Source organism: Xanthomonas vasicola (assembly GCF_000772705.2).
Lineage (GTDB): Bacteria > Pseudomonadota > Gammaproteobacteria > Xanthomonadales > Xanthomonadaceae > Xanthomonas > Xanthomonas vasicola.
Map to the genome: position 1 here is coordinate 214,315 of NZ_JSBW02000027.1, position 18,721 is coordinate 233,035.

Annotated in this window: 16 protein-coding genes; all 16 read left to right on the forward strand. The window is 64.2% G+C overall.

The genetic code is table 11. From position 1 onward, the window contains the following. Positions 1–20 precede the first annotated feature (20 nt). The 16 genes from NX05_RS06425 to bamA all read left to right on the forward strand — a co-directional run bounded on the left by NX05_RS06425 (position 21) and on the right by bamA (position 18,104). On the forward strand, positions 21–545 hold the full coding sequence (locus tag NX05_RS06425; protein WP_010380360.1) for a Csu type fimbrial protein: 525 nt from the start codon (positions 21–23) through the stop codon (positions 543–545). An 8-nt stretch (positions 546–553) separates the two neighbouring features. Next, positions 554–1,324, forward strand: a complete 771-nt coding sequence (locus NX05_RS06430; RefSeq protein ID WP_039433868.1) for a fimbrial biogenesis chaperone — start codon at positions 554–556, stop codon at positions 1,322–1,324. A 16-nt stretch (positions 1,325–1,340) separates the two neighbouring features. Next, on the forward strand, positions 1,341–3,692 hold the full coding sequence (locus tag NX05_RS06435) for a fimbria/pilus outer membrane usher protein (RefSeq protein WP_039433525.1): 2,352 nt from the start codon (positions 1,341–1,343) through the stop codon (positions 3,690–3,692). After that, complete coding sequence (locus NX05_RS06440) at positions 3,689–4,723, forward strand: Csu type fimbrial protein (RefSeq protein ID WP_039433523.1); 1,035 nt, start codon at positions 3,689–3,691, stop codon at positions 4,721–4,723. The genes NX05_RS06435 and NX05_RS06440 overlap by 4 nt, the downstream gene beginning before the upstream one ends. A gap of 48 nt (positions 4,724–4,771) precedes the next feature. Then, entirely contained in the window at positions 4,772–5,104 is a 333-nt protein-coding gene (locus NX05_RS06445) for a hypothetical protein (RefSeq protein ID WP_039433520.1), read from the forward strand. Positions 5,105–5,106: 2 nt separating this feature from the next. Then, a complete protein-coding gene (locus NX05_RS06450) occupies positions 5,107–5,820 on the forward strand; it encodes a fimbrial biogenesis chaperone (protein WP_039433517.1) in 714 nt (237 codons plus the stop codon). A 441-nt stretch (positions 5,821–6,261) separates the two neighbouring features. Continuing rightward, positions 6,262–7,065, forward strand: coding sequence for a 30S ribosomal protein S2 (gene rpsB / locus NX05_RS06455; RefSeq protein ID WP_010366170.1), 804 nt, complete (start codon positions 6,262–6,264; stop codon positions 7,063–7,065). 169 nt (positions 7,066–7,234) lie between these two features. Further along, entirely contained in the window at positions 7,235–8,113 is an 879-nt protein-coding gene (gene tsf / locus NX05_RS06460; protein WP_010366169.1) for a translation elongation factor Ts, read from the forward strand. 267 nt (positions 8,114–8,380) lie between these two features. After that, entirely contained in the window at positions 8,381–9,904 is a 1,524-nt protein-coding gene (locus NX05_RS06465) for a sensor domain-containing diguanylate cyclase (protein WP_039433514.1), read from the forward strand. Positions 9,905–10,009: 105 nt separating this feature from the next. After that, positions 10,010–10,732, forward strand: coding sequence for a UMP kinase (gene pyrH / locus NX05_RS06470; RefSeq protein ID WP_010366166.1), 723 nt, complete (start codon positions 10,010–10,012; stop codon positions 10,730–10,732). 195 nt (positions 10,733–10,927) lie between these two features. Next, positions 10,928–11,485: a ribosome recycling factor gene (frr, locus tag NX05_RS06475; protein ID WP_039433511.1), complete on the forward strand. Its 558-nt coding sequence runs from the start codon at positions 10,928–10,930 to the stop codon at positions 11,483–11,485. 17 nt (positions 11,486–11,502) lie between these two features. After that, positions 11,503–12,264, forward strand: a complete 762-nt coding sequence (gene uppS / locus NX05_RS06480; protein WP_039433508.1) for a polyprenyl diphosphate synthase — start codon at positions 11,503–11,505, stop codon at positions 12,262–12,264. Then, positions 12,261–13,088 carry a phosphatidate cytidylyltransferase gene (locus NX05_RS06485; RefSeq protein WP_010366162.1) on the forward strand — a complete coding sequence of 276 codons (828 nt, stop codon included), beginning with the start codon at positions 12,261–12,263 and terminating at the stop codon, positions 13,086–13,088. The genes uppS and NX05_RS06485 overlap by 4 nt, the downstream gene beginning before the upstream one ends. A 2-nt stretch (positions 13,089–13,090) precedes the next feature. Next, positions 13,091–14,281, forward strand: coding sequence for a 1-deoxy-D-xylulose-5-phosphate reductoisomerase (locus NX05_RS06490; RefSeq protein ID WP_039433506.1), 1,191 nt, complete (start codon positions 13,091–13,093; stop codon positions 14,279–14,281). Between the two features lie 26 nt (positions 14,282–14,307). Beyond that, the gene (gene rseP, locus NX05_RS06495; RefSeq protein ID WP_039433504.1) at positions 14,308–15,654 is read left to right on the forward strand and encodes an RIP metalloprotease RseP; all 1,347 of its coding nucleotides are present in this window, start codon (positions 14,308–14,310) and stop codon (positions 15,652–15,654) included. An 83-nt stretch (positions 15,655–15,737) separates the two neighbouring features. Next, positions 15,738–18,104, forward strand: a complete 2,367-nt coding sequence (bamA, locus tag NX05_RS06500) for an outer membrane protein assembly factor BamA (RefSeq protein WP_039433501.1) — start codon at positions 15,738–15,740, stop codon at positions 18,102–18,104. Positions 18,105–18,721: the final 617 nt, after the last annotated feature.

Here is an 18,721-nt window from a genome sequence, read left to right on the forward strand (position 1 = left end):
GAACGGTCAAGGAAATGTCCATGCGCACTGTCCGCCCTGTCCTGTTGTCCCTCGGCCTCCTCTCGACCATTGGCATGGCGAGCGCGGCAGATACCACCACCTTCAACGTCAAGATCGCGGTCACCAAGGCCTGCACGATCACCGCCGCGTCCGCCACGGACGTCGACTTCGGTTCGGTGCTCTCCACCTCCACCACCAACGTCGACGCCAACGGCAGCGTCACCGCGCAATGCACCGCATTGACGCCTTACAACATCGCACTGAGCGCCGGTGGCAATGCCGGCACTGCCAATGACGTCACCACCCGCCGCATGAAAAATACGGACCCGCTGGTGACCACCAACAACTTCATCGCCTACCAGCTCTACCAAGACTTAACTCGCAGCACGGTTTGGGGCAGCACCACCGGCACCAATACGCTCAGTCGTACCGCCACCGGTATCAACCAGGTCTACCCGGTCTACGGTCGTGTGACCAACCCGGCAGCCAGCAATGCCGCGACCGGTAGTTACCAGGACACGATCACTGCCACGATCGTTTATTGAGCACGCGCATGCTTGTGCATCACCGCCTGTTGTCACGCTTCCCCGCCTGGCTGACGTCAGCCGGACTGGCGATGACGCTGGTCATGGTCAACGGCGTCTTGCTGACGCCGGCACACGCCGCCAGCTTGCAGCTGGCGCCGACCTCGCTGAGCCTGAACGCGCAGCAGGCCGCCGACGGCTTATGGCTAAGCAATAGCGGCAGCGCGCCGGTACAGGTGCAGACCCGCGCGTATCGCTGGACCCAGCGCGATGGGCAGGATCAGCTGGAACCCACCCAAGACCTGCTGGTCAGCCCACCGATGCGCACCCTGGCCGCCGGCGAGCGCCAGTTGATCCGGGTGATCCGCGCCGGACCTGCGCCCACCGGGCAGGAGCACTGTTACCGCATCATCGTCGACGAGCTGCCCAGCGCCGATGCCGACCGCAAGGGCATGCAGTTCGTGCTGCGTTATTCGGTGCCAATCTTCCTGCTGCCACCCGGCACCACCGAACCCACACCAACATTGAGCGCGCAAGTGGTTGCCGGCAGCGATGGCAAGGCGCAGATCCAGATCAGCAATACAGGCAACGGACATGCCCAAGTCGCCGACCTGCGGCACCAAATCGATGGCGCGACCAAGACCACATTGAATGGTTTGGTTGGTTATGTGCTGCCCGGTCAGACCATGCGTTGGTCGCTAGGTGCGCCGCTGGCGCAGTTCGGCCGCGGCACCATCATCGCAAGGATCAATGGTGAGGCTGACGAACGCACTCTGTTGGCTACGCCGACGGCGCCGTGATGCGGTTCGGCTGGCGATGACGCTGCTGGCGACCGCCACCTGCCTGGGCACCGCCGCAGCCGGCGATCTGGCCGATGTGACATCGCTTCCCGATCAGCCGCCGCCAGGCGCCACGCTACAGGCGCAAACACTGTATCTGGACGTCACCTTGAACCAGGCCGACCGCGGCCTGGCGCCATTCGAACTGGTCGATGGCCGGCTGCGCGGCTCGGTGGAAACTTTGCGCAAACTCGGCTTTATCCTGGCCGACCGCGCGCCTGCCGACTTGGTCGATCTGGACCGCCTGCCCGATGTGGAAGTGCGTTACGACGCCGCGCTGCAGCGGCTCGCGCTGCAGGTGCCACTGGCGCAGCTGTCGCTGTCCACCACGGTGCTGAAAGCCGAACAAGTGGCCCCGCCCAGCGCCACCGCATCGCCGGGCCTGCTGCTCAATTACGACCTGTATGCCACCCGTAATGCCGGCACCAGCAGCGCGTCGCTGGCGACCGAACTGCGCGCCTTCGGCATTGGCCGCGGCATGGTCGACACTACCGCCATTTTCCTGGCCTACGACCGCCCAGAGGACGAACGCTGGCGGACCGAAGCAGTGCGTCTGGACAGCGCCTGGCAAATGGATTTCCCGGACAGCGCCACCAGCCTCAGCGTGGGCGATTTCTATAGCGGCTTTGTCGACTGGAGCCGTTCGCTCCGCCTGGGCGGCGTGCAGATCGGCCGCAATTACGCCTTGCAGCCGTATCGCGTGCTGACGCCGACGCCGAGCTTTCTCGGCGAAGCGACAGTGCCCTCCACCGTGGAGCTGTACGTGGACGGGCTGCGCCAATACAGCGGCCAGGTGCCGGCCGGCCCATTTCAGCTGGCAGCGCAGCCGGGCATCAGCGGCACCGGTCAGGCGCAGATCGTGGTGACCGATGCCTTCGGCCGCGTGCGCCGGCTGGATTTCGCGTTCTATGGCACACCGCAGTTGCTGGCACGCGGCATTTCCGAATGGTCGGCCGGCATCGGCCATCTGCGCCGCGAATACGGTGTGCGCTCGTTTTCCTATGATCCACGTCGTGTGGCCAGTGCCACGTTTCGCAAAGGCCTACGCGACGATTTCACGATCGAAGCGCATGCCGAAACCGGCGGCGGCGTGATCAATGCCGGCGCAGGCGGCGTGTGGTTGCTGGGCATAGGCGGTGTGTTCAATGCCGCCTACGCGCACAGCCGGATGGACGCGCTGCGTGGTGGCCAGTACGTGCTGGGCTACGGCTGGAACAACCGGCGTTTCAACGTCAATCTGGGCACCCAGCGCACCCATGGCGATTACCGCGACCTGGGCGCGTTGCAAGGCGCATTGCCGGCGCGCGTCAGCGACCGTGCAGCGCTGGGCGTCAACGTCGGCCAGATCGGTTCGCTCGGCACCAGTTATGTGCGGCTGAGCTATCCGCAGGGCGATACCTCGCGCTATGCCAGCGTGTTCTGGTCGCGCAACTTCGGGCGCAACTGGGCTGCCAACCTGTCGGGCAATCAGAATCTGGATGTGTCCAGTGATCGCAGCCTGTACCTGTCACTGTCGACCACCTTCGGCGAACTGCGCCAGGCCAGCGCATCGATGCAGCGCAACGGCAACCGCACCGGCTTTGTGGCCGATATCAGCCAGCCACTGCCCGGCGATGGCGATCTGGGCGGCATTGGTTGGCGCCTGCAGGGACGTGCCGGCGACGATGCCAGCGGCGGACTGGCCGAACTGGGCTGGTTGAACCGGGTCGGCCGTTACAACTTCGGCGCAGCAACCCAGGACGGCGACAGTTTCGGCTATGCCAGCGCCAGCGGCAGCCTGGTATGGATGAACGGACGCGCCTTCGCCGCGCGCGATATTCAGGACGCCTTCGCGGTGGTCTCCACCGACGGCCAGCCCGGCATTCCGGTGCGGCTGGAAAACCGCTTGATCGGGGTCACCGATGCACGCGGCACCCTGCTGGTGACGCCGTTGCAATCGTGGCAGCGCAACCAGTTATCCATCGATACCCTGACCCTGCCGGCGGACCTGCGCGTGGACCGTGTCGACACGGCGGTGACGCCGCGCCAGCAATCCGGCGTCGCCGTGCACTTCGGCATCACCCGCGTGCGCGCCGCCATCGTCGTGCTGCACGATGTGCAGGGCGCGCCGCTGCCAGTTGGCAGCGTGGTGCAGCGCGACGGCAGTTCCGAACGCGTCGTGGTCGGCTACGACGGCGAAACCTATCTGGACAACCTGCAACGCGACAACCGCATTCTGGTGGACCTGCCGCAGGGCCGTTGTGTCGCGCAGTTCGCGTATCCGGTCGACCCGGGCGGCATTCCGCGGGTAGGTCCGCTGCCGTGCATCCTTGAGCAGACAACGCCATGAAGATGTCCACGCTTTGGCACCTGGCGCTTGCGCTGATGATCGCGCTGTCATGGCTCGCGCCCAGCGAGCGTGCGCACGCGGACACCACGTGTACTGTCACCCTCGGCACTCCACTGGCCTTTGGCAACGTGGCGGCCAACGGCACCACCGATGCAGTGGCAACGCTCACTGTGTCCTGCGCGACCGCCGCGCTCAGCGTGCTGGGCTATGCACAAGTGAGCCTTTGCCTGGACCTTGGCCCGGGCAGTGCCAGCAGTGGCGTGTACGCACCACGCCGCATGCTCAACTCCACCAGCGACGGTCTGGACTTTCAGATCTACAGCGAGGCAACGCGTACGCAGATCTGGGGCGCCACCGGGTCAGCAGCACCCTCGCCACGCACGCTGACACTTTCCTATAACGTCCCGGTGATCACCGGCGGCTCGCAGACGGCCACCATTACCGTGTACGGGCGAATTCCGGCCAGCCAGATTCTGTCGGTCGGCAACCACACCAGCAACTTTGGCGGCGCCGACACCGTGCTGCGCTATTCCTATAACGAAAGCATCACCGGTGTGCCGCTTGCGCCGAGCAGTTGCACAGCTGGCGGCAGCGGCTCCAAGACTGCCAGTAACGCATTTCCGTTCACCGCTTCGGCCAACGTGCCGGCACGCTGCGATACCTACGTCACCACCGACCTGGATTTCGGCAGCATCGCCGGCACCATCGACGCCGCCATTGATCGCACCTCCACCATCAGCCTGGCCTGCACCAACCGCACCGCCTGGAATATCGGGCTGGACAATGGCAGCAATGCTACCGGCAGCGTCCGACGCATGCGCCACGCCAGCAGCGCCAATTACATTACCTACGAGCTCTACAGCAACGCCGGCCGCAGTACGCGGTGGGGCACCGTCACCGGGGTGGACACGCTATCGGGCACCGGCAATGGCACGGCGCAGACAGTCACGGTCTACGGCCGCGCGCCGGCCCCACAACTGCCCATTGCCGGCGCCTACACCGACACGGTGACTGTCTCGATCACTTACTGACAATTAATAAAGTTCACATCGGGGGCGTCGCTATTTGTTACGTCTCCAATGCAAACGATTGCTTTCATGACGCTGGTCACCTTACTGAAGCGCCTGATTCTGGTTGCCCTCGCTTGCGCCGCTACCTCGACTGCAGCGAGCGCGACCACCGCGAAGGGGCCGGAAAACTCCACGCTGCACATCGGCCTGCGCCTGCTCAGCGGCTGCGAACTGCGCACCACGCCGCCGCGCGCCAGTTGCTCCAGGGGCACGCCGATGGCAATCGCCGCGCCGGTCGGCAGCAGCGAAGCCCCCTCTGTCACCAGCACGGGCCAGGACGCCAGCGCACTCGCCGGGCCGGCGCCCGCCGGCAGCGCGCGCATCACCACCATCGCGTTTTGAGCATGGCCGCGCCCCGCCACCTTCGCGCCCTGCTGACCTCGCTCTTGGTCATGGCCGGTGCGGCAGGAAGCGGCGCCGCCGGCGCTGCCGAGATCGCCATCGCCCCGACCACCGCGCATATTCCGGCTGACAGTGACCAGGCCACCGTCTGGCTCTACAACCAGGCCGCGCAACCATGGCGTGCCGATGCCAAGCTCTACCGCTGGCGTCAGGACGGCGAACGCGAACTGCTTGAGCCGGCGACCGGCATCACCGTCAGCCCGGCGCATTTCGAAATTCCGTCGCAAGGCCGGCAGCTGCTGCGCGTGATCCGCCTCGGCCCCAGCCCCACCCAGGCCGAAGAAAGCTACCGCCTCGTCGTCACCCAGCACGCCATCGGCAACGAGACCGAACTGCTGCGCTATTCCACCCCGGTGTTTGCACAGCCCAGCCAAGCCAGCGCACAGCAACCGGCACTGCAGGCCACCCTCGCCGGGAATGGTAGCGACCGCACGCTGCGCATCTACAATCCCGGGGTCAGCCATGCACGCCTGGCCGATCTTGCCTATATCGACGCCGGCGGCACCCGCCGCAGCATCCGCAACGACCTGGCCGGCTACGTCTTGCCCGGCCAGACCCGCCAATGGGCCCTGCCCGCCAACCTGCCCGCAGGCAGCGGCCGCTTTGTCGCGCGTATCAATAGCGATATCGAAACCACGCTGGCGTTGGAGCCCTGAGGGCTGAGATCGGGAATCCGGGATCAGGGATTCGCAAAAGCGTTGCTGGCCTCACCGTCCTTCGGCTGTGCGACACAACCGGTCATTCGCGATCCGCTCTAAACCAATCTCTAATCCCGACTCCCGAATCGCCCAGCGATCACTGTCAGCTGCCTTAGAACCAGGCCAATTGCACCAGACCACGCCGCCCGCTATACTCCGCCGGCTGTTTTGCGTCTCTCACGCACTGCGTCGTTTACGTCGGACGTCACCGACGAATTCACACCTGCTGCCGCCATCCGCGCCGGGGTGCCCTCACAAAGGGTTCGTCGCGGAGGCAACAGGGAAGCCCAACCCCGGAATCGTGTGCGCATCCTTATCGCAAGGGCCCGCACATCCATGTGCGGACTCTTCAAAAAGTCAGGTCCGCGCATAGCGATTCCGCTCTCAGGAGTTACTGCAATGCCCCAAGTCACCATGCGTCAGATGCTGGAAGCCGGCGTCCATTTCGGCCACCAGACCCGCTACTGGAACCCCAAGATGGCGCCGTACATCTTCGGCGCGCGCGGCAAGATCCACATCATCAACCTCGAGAAGACCGTTCCGCTCTTCAATGACGCGATGAACTTCCTCTCCTCGATCGCGCAGAAGCGCGGCACCGTGCTGTTCCTGGGCACCAAGCGCAGCGCGCGCGAGTCCATCAAGGAAGAAGCCGAGCGTTGCAACATGCCGTTCATGACCCAGCGCTGGCTGGGCGGCACGCTGACCAACTTCCGTACCGTCAAGCAGTCGGTCGCCCGCCTGAAGGAACTGGAAGCAGCCGAGACCGATGGCACCTTCGAAAAGCTGGTCAAGCACGAAGTGCTGGGCCTGCGTCGCGAGCGCGAAAAGCTGGACGCCTCGCTGGGTGGCATCAAGGAAATGAACCGTCTGCCCGACGCGATCTTCGTGATCGACATCGGCCATGAAGACATCGCCATCAAGGAAGCCAAGAAGCTCGGCATTCCGGTGATCGCTGTGGTCGATACCAACTACGACCCGGCCCTGGTCGACTACGCCATCCCGGGTAACGACGACGCCATCCGTGCCGTGCAGCTGTACGCACGCGCCGCTGCTGATGCCGTGCTGGAAGGCAAGGCTGCTGCGCCGAACTCGGCGTCGGTGCGTGAAGAAGAGTTTTCGGCCGAAGCCGCCGACGAAGGCAAGGGCCGTCGCGCTCCGGCCAAGAAGGGCGAGAAGAAGGCAGACGCTCCGGCTGCCGAGTAATCGGCATGCAATGCGGCCGCACCATGCTGTGCGGCCGCAGCCCCGACGGCGCCCTCGCGGCCCGTCGCTGAGGCCACTGACTACATCTACGGGGGCGGCGGCACGCTGCACCGTCTCCTACTGGCGGAAACACTTCCGCCGCACGCATTCGTCCATATGAGGTAATTCCATGGAAATCACTGCTTCCCTGGTCAAAGAGCTGCGCGAGCGCACCGGCGCCGGCATGATGGAGTGCAAGAAGGCACTCGTCGAAAACGCAGGCGACATCGACGCCGCGGCCGAGTGGCTGCGCAAGTCGGGTCTTGCCAAGGCTGACAAGAAGGCCGACCGCGTTGCCGCCGAAGGCCGCATCGCCACCGCACAGGCCGGCGGCAAGGCCGTACTGGTCGAAGTCAACTCCGAGACCGACTTCGTTGCCAAGGACGAGAACTTCCTGGCCTTCACCCAGGTTGTGGCCAATGCCGCACTGAACTCGGACGCTGCCGATGCCGAAGCGCTCAAGAGCGTCAAGCTCGACAGCGGCGAGACCATCGAAGAGCGTCGCGCTGCGGTGATCGCCAAGGTCGGCGAAAACCTGCAGGTGCGTCGCCTGGTCCGTATCGACAGCGCCAACAACGTCGCGGCCTATGTGCACGGCGGCCGTATCGGCGTGCTGGTCGAGCTGAAGGGTGGCGATATCGAGCTGGCGCGCGGCATTGCCATGCACATCGCGGCGATGAACCCGCCGCACGTCAAGGCCTCCGACGTTCCGGCCGAATTCGTTGCCAAGGAAAAGGAAATCGAACTGGCCAAGATGTCCGAGAAGGACAAGTCCAAGCCGGCCGAGATCCTGGAAAAGATCATCAGCGGCAAGATCAGCAAGATCGTCAACGAAGTGACGCTGTACGGCCAACCGTACGTGCTGAACACCGACCAGACCGTCGAGCAGGCAGTCAAGGCCGCTGGCGCCGAAGTGATAGGCTTCCAACGCCTAGCCGTTGGCGAAGGCATCGAGAAGGTGGTGGAAGACTACGCCGCCGAAGTGATGAAGCAGGCCGGTCTGGCCTGATCTTCGCCACTCAGAAAAAACCGCGGCATGCCGCGGTTTTTTTTTGCCTGCACGTCACGCATCCGCAGCGCGGCGCGATCCTGAAGCGAACGCGTCCGCCACGCCATCACGCGCCCCCAACTCTACAGATGTGGTCGGCGTTGCCGTTACCTCAAGACACCGACCAGGCTTTGAGCGTCCATATTGCCGTGTGGCAATGGCGGAGCATGGCGCGCCCCACTCAACGACCGCAGCTGTATGCTTGCGGTCACTGTCGGCGATGACTCAATGCAACCAGATCTTCAGGCCGCCCTGCACTACTGCCGTAACCTGCCATCGCCGCCCGGCGTTGCGCTGCGCATCATCGAACTTGCGCAGGACCCGGACGTGGACATGACCACCACGGCCAACGTCATCGGCATGGATATGGCATTGAGCGCGCGCATGCTGCGGGTGGCCAATTCGCCGCTGTACGCCAGCCGACGTCGCATCGACAACCTCGGCCAAGCGCTCACCATGCTCGGCCTCAACGCAACCCTGAGCCTGGCACTAGGGTTTTCGATGGTGCACGGCGTGCGCAGCACCTTCATCGCGCATCCATTGCATGAGCGTATCTGGCGTCGCGCCGGCCTGTGCGCGCTGGCCAGCCGCATCCTTGGCCAGGCTTACGGCATCCGCAAACCCGAAGAATTGATGCTGGCCGGGCTGCTGCAGGACATCGGCAAGCTAGCCCTGCTGGAAGGCGCGCCGGAACTGTACGGACCGCTGCTGGAACAGGCGCCCGACAACGCCTCATTGCTGGACGCCGAACGCGAGCACCTGGGCGCCACCCATGCCGAAGTCGGCGCGTGGCTCGCGCATCAGTGGCAATTGCCGCCGTATCTGCAGAATGCGATCGCACAGAGCGAAGAAGAACCGGCGGGTCTGGAGCCTTTTATGGCCTGCGTGGCGCTGTCCGGACGCTTGGCCGATATCTGGCTCTCGGCCGGCGCGGTCACCGCCACCGAACATGCGCAGCGGCAGGCACAGGATGTGCTGGAGCTGGATGCCGAGCGCTTCGAGAAAGTGATCGAACGCATCGCCGAATCGCTGCCGGAACTGGAAGCGCTGTTCGACATTCGCGTGCCGCAACCCGAGCACATCCAGATGATCTTCGAGCAGGCGCGCGAGCTGGCAATGCTGCGCAATCTGCGTGAATTGCAGGATGTGGCAGAGGCGCGCCGGCATGCCGGCGAATCGGAAAACCGCATGCGCCATCTGGCCGAACAGGCCAGCCGCGATGCGCTGACCGGGGTGTTTAACCGGCATCAACTCGGCACCGCGCTGACGCATGAATTCGAACTGGCCTCGCGCCAGGGCTGGCCGCTGTCGATCGCCTTCATCGACCTGGACGACTTCAAGCGCGTCAACGATGCGCACGGGCATCTGGTCGGCGACGAAGTGTTGCGCAACTTCGCGCAGACGCTGCAACGCATGGTCCGCACCAGCGATTTGGTTGCCCGCTACGGCGGCGAAGAATTTCTGGTGATCCTGCCCAAGACACCTGCAGATGCGGCACTGATGGTGATCGAACGCATCCTGACCGAAACCGCACGCACGCCGATGGCGCAACTGCCGGGCGGCCCATTGCACATCACCTTCTCTGCAGGCCTTGCCACGCACGGCGGTGTTGAGCGCCAGTTCGAAAGCATCGACCATTTGTTGCAGGCGGCAGACAGCACGCTGTATCGCTCCAAGCATCGCGGCCGCAACCGCGTCACTGCGTACGATGCGAACGACGTCGCCACACCGCCAAACTCGCGCGCGCACTGAGCAGCCGATCACGCCGCTGCCAACAAAGGAATTTTTACCACGCCAGGTGACGGGCTTCCGCTAGAATTGCCGGCGTTTGCAGATCCCCTACCCCGAGGCCTCCCCATGTCTGAACTTTCCTATCGCCGCATTCTTCTCAAACTTTCCGGGGAGGCGCTGATGGGAGACGGGGATTACGGCATCGACCCGAAGGTGATCAATCGCCTTGCACACGAAGTGATCGAAGCCCAGCAGGCCGGCGCGCAGGTGGCACTGGTGATCGGCGGCGGCAACATCTTCCGCGGCGCCGGCCTGGCTGCCAGCGGTATGGACCGCGTCACCGGCGACCACATGGGCATGCTGGCCACCGTGATCAATGCGCTGGCAATGCAGGATGCGCTGGAAAAGCTCGGCGCCAAGGTGCGCGTGATGAGCGCAATCAAGATCAACGACGTGTGCGAAGACTTCATCCGTCGTCGCGCAATCCGTCATCTGGAAAAGGGCCGCATCGCGATCTTCGCCGCCGGCACCGGCAACCCGTTCTTCACCACCGACTCGGGCGCAGCGCTGCGCGCGATCGAGATCGGTGCCGATCTGCTGCTCAAGGCAACCAAGGTCGACGGCGTGTACGACAAGGACCCGAAGAAGCACACCGACGCGGTGCGCTACGACAGCCTGACCTACGATCAGGTGATCATGCAGGGCCTGGAAGTGATGGACACCGCCGCCTTCGCACTGGCACGCGACAGCGACTTGCCGTTGCGCATCTTCGGCATGAGCGAGCCGGGCGTGCTGCTGCGCATCCTGCACGGCGAACAGATCGGCACGTTGGTGCAGGGCCGTAGCTGAGGTTCGGGTTCGAGAGTCGGGATTGGGATTCGTAAAAGCGTGGTGCGATGCACTGCGCTGATGGCTGATCAAGATCGGTAGCCGCTGTGAAACGCTGCTGCAAGTGAACCGGCTGCCCAGGTCCTGGCGGCTTGCGAGTCGGGAACCCCAGTCCCGGCTATAATCCCCGGATTCAGCTCCACACGGATTCCGGCGATGCTCAACCAGATCAAACAAGACGCGCAGACGCGCATGACCAAGAGCATCGATGCTCTGCGCCATTCCCTGACCACCATTCGTACCGGCCGTGCCTCGCCGGCGCTGCTGGACGGTATCAAGGTCAAGGCCTACGGCACCGACACGCCCCTGAATCAGGTCGCCAGCATCAGCGTGTCCGAAGGCCGCTCGCTGGTCATCAGCCTGTTCGACAAGGGCATGATCAAGGACGTGGAAAAAGCCATTTACGCCTCGGATCTGGGCCTGACCCCGACCGTGGTCGGCACCGTGATCCGTCTGAACCTGCCGCCGCTGACCGAGGAGCGCCGCAAGGAGCTCAGCAAGTCCGTGCATGGCGAAGGCGAAGACAGCAAGGTGGCCATCCGCAACATCCGTCGCGATGCCAACCAGCAGGTCAAGGATCTGCTCAAGGACAAGGCCGTCACCGAAGACGAAGCCCGCGGCGCCGAAGACGATATTCAAAAGCTCACCGACAAGGCCATCAAGGATGTGGATGAGGTCGTCAAGGCCAAGGAACAGGAATTGATGACGGTCTGATCGTGGCATCGCCTGCCATGCATCCAGTCCCTTCTGCCGCAGACGTACCGCGCCACATTGCCATCATCATGGATGGCAACGGGCGTTGGGCGCAGCGCCGGCGGCGTCCGCGCGTGATCGGCCACCGTGCCGGCGCGCGCGCGGTCAATCGCACGATCGATTTCTGCCTGGAAAAAGGCGTTTCGGCGCTCACCCTGTTCGCGTTCTCCAGTGAAAACTGGGGCCGTCCGCAGGATGAGGTCGATGCGCTGATGAAGCTGTTTCTGCATGCGCTCGACCGCGAGGTTGAAGAACTGCAGCGGCGTGGCGTGCAGGTGCGCTTCATTGGTGACCGCAGCCGCTTCGCCGCACCCTTGCGCGACCGGATGGCTGGCGCCGAGCGCAGCACCGCCGCCAATTCGCGGCTGGTGCTGAGCATCGCGGCCAGTTACGGCGGCCGCCAGGACATTGCCGCGGCTGCCCGCGCATTGGCCGAAGACGTGGCCGCCGGCCGCTTGCAGCCAGAGCAGATCGACGAAGCGCTGCTGTCCAGCCGGGTCGCGTTGGCAGACCTGCCGGCGCCGGATCTATTCATCCGCACCGGTGGCGATACCCGCATCAGCAATTTCCTGTTGTGGCAGCTGGCCTACACCGAGCTGTGGTTTACCGAAACCCTGTGGCCGGAGTTCGATGCCGGCGTGCTGCAGCAAGCGCTGGACGACTATGCCGGGCGCGAACGCCGCTTCGGCCTGACCAGCGCACAGATCGCCGACAAGGCGACGGAGACGTCCTCCGCATGACCAAGACCCGCGTGATTGCCGCGCTGATCATGGCGCCGCTCGCGATTTGCGCGATCGTGCTGCTGCCCACCCAATGGCTGGCAGCGGTGGCGGCGATCCTGTTCCTGACCGGCCTGTGGGAGTGGCTCAAGCTCTCCGGCATCGACGACAGCCTGCCGCGCACCGTGCTGCTGATGCTCAATCTGCTGCTGATGGTGCTGATGGTGTGGGCCTCGGCCGGCTCCATGGTGCTGTTCCAGATTGCATCGCTCGTGGGCGTGGCGTGGTGGTTGCTGGCGCTGCTGTGGCTGCGCTTTTTCACCTTCGGCGCCGATCATGGCAACGGCCAGGCACGTGCGCTCAAGCTGGCCGCCGGCACTTTGGCGGTGCTGCCGGCATGGGCGGCGCTGGTGCTACTGCATGCCAGCCCGGACAAGGGCAACCTGTGGCTGCTGACGTCGCTGACCATGGTGTGGGCGGCCGACTCCGGCGCCTACTTCGCCGGCCGCGCGTTCGGCAAGCGCAAGCTCGCGCCGCGGGTCAGCCCCAACAAGACCATCGAAGGCCTGCTCGGCGGCCTGCTCGCCGGCGTTGCGGTGGCCTGCGCGTTTGGTTGGCTGGCCGGGCTGACGCTGGCGCATGTGCCGCAGCTGGTGCTGGTTTCCGCGCTGGCAGTGCTGGCATCGGTGCTCGGCGACTTGTTCGAGAGCCTGCTCAAGCGCCACGCCGGCGCCAAGGACTCGGGCACCCTGATCCCGGGCCACGGCGGCGTGTTGGACCGTATCGACGGCGTGCTCGCCGCCCTGCCGGTGTTCGCGCTCGGCAAGGAGATTCTCGGATTCTAGGCATGACGGGCACTTCTCTTCGTCAGGTCGCCGTGTTCGGCGCCACCGGCTCGATCGGCGCATCGGCGCTGGACGTGATCGCGCGCCACCCCGAGCGGCTGCGCGCCAGCGTTCTCTCGGCCGGCAGCAAGGTCGATGACCTGCTGGCCCTTTGCGCCACCCACCGGCCGGCGCATGCGGTGATCGCCGAGGCGTCGCTGTATCCGGCGCTGCGCGATGGCCTGCGCGCGCTTGGCCTGGCGACGCAGGCGCACGCCGGCGCCGAGGCGCTGGACGCACTGGCCGGCAGCGACGCCTGCGACACCGTGGTGGCAGCGATTGTTGGCGCGGCCGGGCTGCCCTCTACCCTGGCCGCAGCGCGCGCCGGCAAGCGCCTGTTGCTGGCCAACAAGGAATCGCTGGTGCTGGCCGGCGAGCTGCTGACCCGCACCGCAGCCGCCGCTGGCGCTGAAATCATCCCGATCGACAGCGAACACAGCGCCATCTTCCAGTGCCTACGCTCCTGCGACGCCAGCCGCGGCGTGCGGCGGGTGATCCTGACCGCCTCCGGCGGCCCGTTCCGCGGCTGGGACCGCGCCGCGCTGGCAGCGGTCACGCCTGCGCAGGCGGTGGCGCATCCCAAGTGGTCGATGGGTCCGAAGATTTCGGTGGATTCGGCCACCCTGATGAACAAGGGCCTGGAAGTGATCGAGGCGCATTACCTGTTCGGCCTGCCTGGCGAGCAGATCGATGTGCTGGTGCACCCGCAAAGCCTGGTGCATTCGCTGGTGGAATTCGTCGACGGTTCCACCCTGGCCCAGCTTGGCCTGCCGGACATGCGCACCACGTTGGCGGTAGGCCTTGCGTGGCCGGAGCGGGTCGAATCCGGGGTCGGCGGGCTGGACCTGCTGGCCCAGGGGCGACTGGATTTCGAGGCGCCCGACACCGCCGCATTCCCGTGCCTGCGCCTGGCCTGGGACGCATTACGCGCTGGCGGCACCGCGCCGGCAATACTGAACGCGGCCAACGAAGTGGCGGTTTCAGCGTTTCTTCAGGGCCAGGTGGGTTTCCTAGCGATCCATGCGTTGATCGAACACACGCTGACAACGCTGCCGCGGCACAATGCCGACACCCTCGACACCCTGCTTTTTGCCGATGCGCAAGCCCGGCAAATCACTGAACGCGCCCTCGCCCACCACGCCCTTCATGCCTGATCGATCCACGTCCGCGAGCTGCACACATGGGTGACTTCATCGGTTCGGTCTGGTGGATGATCGTCAGCCTGGGCGTGTTGGTGACTTTCCATGAATTCGGGCACTTCTGGGTCGCGCGACGCTGTAGGGTCAAGGTGCTGCGTTTTTCGGTGGGCTTCGGCAAACCGTTGTGGATGCGCCGCGACCGCCATGGCACCGAGTTCGTGGTTGCCGCGATTCCGCTGGGTGGCTACGTCAAGATGCTCGACGAGCGCGAAGGCGACGTGCATCCGGCCGAGCTGGACCAGGCCTTCAATCACAAGACCGTGTGGCAGCGCATCGCCATCGTTGCGGCCGGCCCCATCGCCAACCTGTTGCTGTGCATGGCAATGCTGTGGGCGATGTTTGTGGTGGGCAAGCAGGATTATTCGGCGACCGTTGGCCGCGCCGATGGTCTGGCCGCCGCAGCCGGGCTGACGCCGGGCGAGCGCATCGTGCGCATCGACGGCCGCAGCGTGAGCAGCTGGAGCGATGCCAGCATGCAGCTCACCACCGCGGCGATGGACAAGCGCGATGTCCGCGTCCTGACCGCTTCCGACACGGCAAGCAGTGCCGAACACACTCTGCGCCTGTCGCAGCTGCCGGCGGGTTTCGACGAGCGCCGCGTGGCTGCGCTTGCCGGCATCGGCTGGCAGTTCATGCTGCAGCCGCCGGTCGTGGACAAGGTGGTCGCCGGCTCGGCGGCAGATGGCCTGCTCAAGCCCGGTGACCGCATTGTGGCCATCGACGGCCAGCCGATCCGCTCGGCCAGCGACGTGCCTGCCCAACTCCAGGCGCTGGGCACACACGGGGGCGCCGGCATGATCGAGGTCGCACGTCAGGAGGACCGGCTGGCGCTGGAAATCGTGCCGCGCAAGTCGCCCGAAGGCCAGTGGATGCTGGGCGTGGGATTTGCGGCCACTGTGGCCCCGGAATACGACACCCGTCAGCAATACGGGCTGTTCGCCGCCGTGCCGGCGGCGATCCGCGAAACCGGCAGGATGACGGCCGATTCGCTGGGCATGATGAAGCGCATGCTGACCGGCCAGGCCTCGGTCAAGAACATTTCCGGCCCGGTCACCATTGCGCGCGCCGCCAATGCCTCGGCCGAACGCGGGCTCGACTGGTTCCTGTATTTTCTGGGATTGCTGTCGCTCAGCCTGGCGATCATCAACCTGATGCCCATCCCGATCTTGGACGGGGGGCATCTGCTGTATTACCTTATCGAGTTGATCAAGGGCAGCCCGATCAGCGAACGGGCCATGATTGCCGGACAATACGTCGGCCTGGCGGTCCTGGCCGGGTTGATGGGACTGGCGTTCTACAACGACATCCTCGGCTTGGTTCCACGATGAAGCTGCTCCACTCTTTCCGCCTGTTGTCGTCGTCATACGCCGGCATCCAGCAACACCCGAATACGACTCCAACCGGATGTGACATGACGCGTCTTCCCACTCGCCGCCTGCTTGCCCTCGCTCTTGCCGCCGGCCTCAGCCTGCCGGCCGTTGCCCTGGCCGCCGAGCCGTTCGTTGCCAGCGACATCCGCGTCGACGGCCTGCAGCGCATTGCCTCCGGCACCGTGTTCACTTATCTGCCGGTGAACCGCGGCGACACCGTGGACGATGCCAAGGTGGCCGACTCGATCCGTGCGCTCTACCGCACCGGCTTCTTCGAGGACGTGCAACTGGACCGCCAGGGCAACATCCTGGTGATCACGGTCAAGGAGCGCCCGGCGATCAACAAGCTCACCGTAACCGGCAACAAGGACATCAAGTCCGAGGAACTGCTCAAGGGCCTGGGCGACATCGGCCTGACCGAGGGCGGCACCTTCGACCGTCTAAGCCTGGATCGCGTCACCCAGGAATTGACCCGCCAGTACAACAACCGCGGCAAGTACAACGTGGAGATCACTCCGACGGTGAGCCCGCTGGACCGCAACCGCGTTGATGTAGCCATCGCGATCAAGGAAGGCAAGGCGGCCAAGATTCGCCACGTCAACCTGGTCGGTACGGAAAAGTTCGCCAACGAGGACATCCTGGACAACTGGGAATCCAAGGAGCACAACTGGGCTTCGTGGTACCGCCGCGATGACCAGTACTCCAAGGAAAAGATGTCCGGCGACCTGGAAAAGCTCAACTCCTGGTACCTGGACCGCGGCTATGTGGACTTCAGCATCGACTCCACCCAGGTTTCGATCAGTCCCAACAAGCGCGACATGTTCATCAGCGCCGGCGTCACCGAAGGCGAGCAGTACAAGATTTCCGAGATCAAGGTCACCGGCGACACCGTGCTGCCGCAGGCCGACATCGAGCGTTTGGTGATCCCCAAGGCCGGCGACATCTTCTCGCGTGCGTTGCTGGAGTACAGCTCCGATGCGATCACCAACACGTTGAGCAACGTCGGTTATGCCTTCGCCAAGGTCAACCCGCTCCCGACCCCGAACCGCGAAGACCGCACCGTGGCGGTGAACCTGCAGGTGGTGCCCGGCCCGCGCGTGACCGTGCGCCGCATCCTCTACAAGGGCAACAGCCGTACCTCCGACGAAGTGTTGCGTCGCGAAATGCGCCAGTTCGAAAACACCTGGTACTCGCAGGCGGCGATCGACCGTTCCAAGATCCGTCTGCAGCGCCTGGGCTACTTCGAAAGCGTGGACGTGGAAACGCCCGCGGTGCCCGGCAGCAACGACCAGGTCGATGTGGTCTACAGCGTCAAGGAGACCACCTCCGGCAGCTTCTCGTTGGGCCTGGGTTACTCGCAGAGCTTCGGTGTGACCACCTCGGTGCAGTTGTCGCAAAACAACTTCCTGGGGGGCGGTAACCGCGTGGCGGTGGAGGCCTCGCGCAGCAGCTATCAGCAGCGCTATGCGTTCTCTTACACCAACCCGTTCTTTACCGACGACGGCGTGTCGCTGGGCTACAACCTGTCCTGGCGGTCGCTGGATTATTCGGACTTCAACACCGCGCAGTACAACAGCAAGAACGGTTCGGCACAGGTGGTATTCGGCGTGCCGATTACCGAGAACGATACCGTCTCGGCGATGGTCGGCATCGACAGCAACCAGATCAACACGTTCCAGGGCCAAACCCCGCAGTCGATCATCGACTACATCGATGCAGTCGGTTCGCGCACCTTCCATGCCTGGCGCACTGAGCTCGGCTGGGCGCGCGACACCCGCGACGAATTTTTCATGCCGACCCGCGGCATGTATCAGCGCGTGGGCCTGGAAACCACCCTTCCCGGTTCCACCATCGAGTACTACAAGCTCAATTACCAGATCTCCAAGTATTGGCGGGTTATTCCGGCGCTGGTGTTGAACACGCGCTTCGAACTGGGCTATGGCGATAGCTATGGCAGCGACACCACCCGCGTGTTCACCAACCCGGATGGCTCGACCCGGACCGTCACCGCCAGCGGCCTGCCGTTCTATGAGAACTTCTACGCTGGCGGTACCAACTCGGTGCGCGGCTTCGAAGACAACACCTTAGGCCCACGCTCGGAGCGCACCATTAACTACAGCCGCGGCCAGCCGCTGGGTGGTTCGTTCAAGACGGTGGGCTCGGTGGAAATGTATTTCCCCAAGCTGTTCGATAGCCCGTCGGCGCGCATTTCCGCGTTCTTTGATTTCGGTAACGTGTACAGCGGCGTGGACAATTTCAAGGCCAACGAGTTGCGCGCCTCCACCGGTGTGGCGCTGTTGTGGCGCGCACCGGTCGGCCCCATTTCGATCAGCTACGCGTTCCCGCTGAAGAAGGAAGACAACGACGAGATCGAGCGTCTGCAGTTCACCTTCGGCGGCCAGTTCTGAGACTTGCGGCAAAGTCCGCATACGAGCTGAGCCGTAGATTCTCCTCGCTACATCCGTAGCGAGGAGAATCATAAGGTGAAGACTTACTTATCTGTTGTTTCAGTTTGTGGGCTTCTAGCATTGAGTGGTATCACATCAAACAGCGCCCAAGCCGAGAAGCTTAGCTGCTATGACTACTACAGCAACTGTCGCGCAAACCCAGGTGGTTTAAATTGCGAAGCTAATTTAGCCTACTGCTTAGCTCACAAAGGCGGGGATATGGTTATGGGGAGCCGGGTCACTAGCGCCCCAGAAGAGCGCTCTGACCTTACCAACCGCTAAGTCATTGCCCCACGAACTCACCTTCGCAGCGCATCGCTGTGGAGGTGAGTTCTAAGTTCATAGTGATAACTCACCCCCGCTTAACCACAAGCAGAAGCCGCTGTATCAGTGCCTCAACAAACTTGACCAGCGGCCTTTTACCAACACATCAACTCACGCTCGCCGTTCTCAGACGCAACCGATAAGCGGCAGTGCCGCTTCATGGCCTGAGCCTGAACTGGGGCGATGTCCGTTGGCGCTGACGAGGAGTCATTACTAACGACGCCTGTAAATTCATTTGGTAATATGGCGCCTAC

Bases quoted from the DNA above. Each gene is read 5' to 3' on its own strand.
- bamA (WP_039433501.1), top strand. From the start codon at position 15,738: ATGACGCGTCTTCCCACTCGCCGCCTGCTTGCCCTCGCTCTTGCCGCC.
- NX05_RS06425 (WP_010380360.1), top strand. From the start codon at position 21: ATGCGCACTGTCCGCCCTGTCCTGTTGTCCCTCGGCCTCCTCTCGACC.
- NX05_RS06490 (WP_039433506.1), top strand. From the start codon at position 13,091: ATGACGGGCACTTCTCTTCGTCAGGTCGCCGTGTTCGGCGCCACCGGC.
- NX05_RS06440 (WP_039433523.1), top strand. From the start codon at position 3,689: ATGAAGATGTCCACGCTTTGGCACCTGGCGCTTGCGCTGATGATCGCG.
- rseP (WP_039433504.1), top strand. From the start codon at position 14,308: ATGGGTGACTTCATCGGTTCGGTCTGGTGGATGATCGTCAGCCTGGGC.
- NX05_RS06445 (WP_039433520.1), top strand. From the start codon at position 4,772: ATGCAAACGATTGCTTTCATGACGCTGGTCACCTTACTGAAGCGCCTG.
- NX05_RS06485 (WP_010366162.1), top strand. From the start codon at position 12,261: ATGACCAAGACCCGCGTGATTGCCGCGCTGATCATGGCGCCGCTCGCG.
- rpsB (WP_010366170.1), top strand. From the start codon at position 6,262: ATGCCCCAAGTCACCATGCGTCAGATGCTGGAAGCCGGCGTCCATTTC.
- tsf (WP_010366169.1), top strand. From the start codon at position 7,235: ATGGAAATCACTGCTTCCCTGGTCAAAGAGCTGCGCGAGCGCACCGGC.
- uppS (WP_039433508.1), top strand. From the start codon at position 11,503: ATGCATCCAGTCCCTTCTGCCGCAGACGTACCGCGCCACATTGCCATC.
- NX05_RS06450 (WP_039433517.1), top strand. From the start codon at position 5,107: ATGGCCGCGCCCCGCCACCTTCGCGCCCTGCTGACCTCGCTCTTGGTC.
- pyrH (WP_010366166.1), top strand. From the start codon at position 10,010: ATGTCTGAACTTTCCTATCGCCGCATTCTTCTCAAACTTTCCGGGGAG.
- NX05_RS06435 (WP_039433525.1), top strand. From the start codon at position 1,341: ATGACGCTGCTGGCGACCGCCACCTGCCTGGGCACCGCCGCAGCCGGC.
- frr (WP_039433511.1), top strand. From the start codon at position 10,928: ATGCTCAACCAGATCAAACAAGACGCGCAGACGCGCATGACCAAGAGC.
- NX05_RS06430 (WP_039433868.1), top strand. From the start codon at position 554: ATGCTTGTGCATCACCGCCTGTTGTCACGCTTCCCCGCCTGGCTGACG.
- NX05_RS06465 (WP_039433514.1), top strand. From the start codon at position 8,381: ATGCAACCAGATCTTCAGGCCGCCCTGCACTACTGCCGTAACCTGCCA.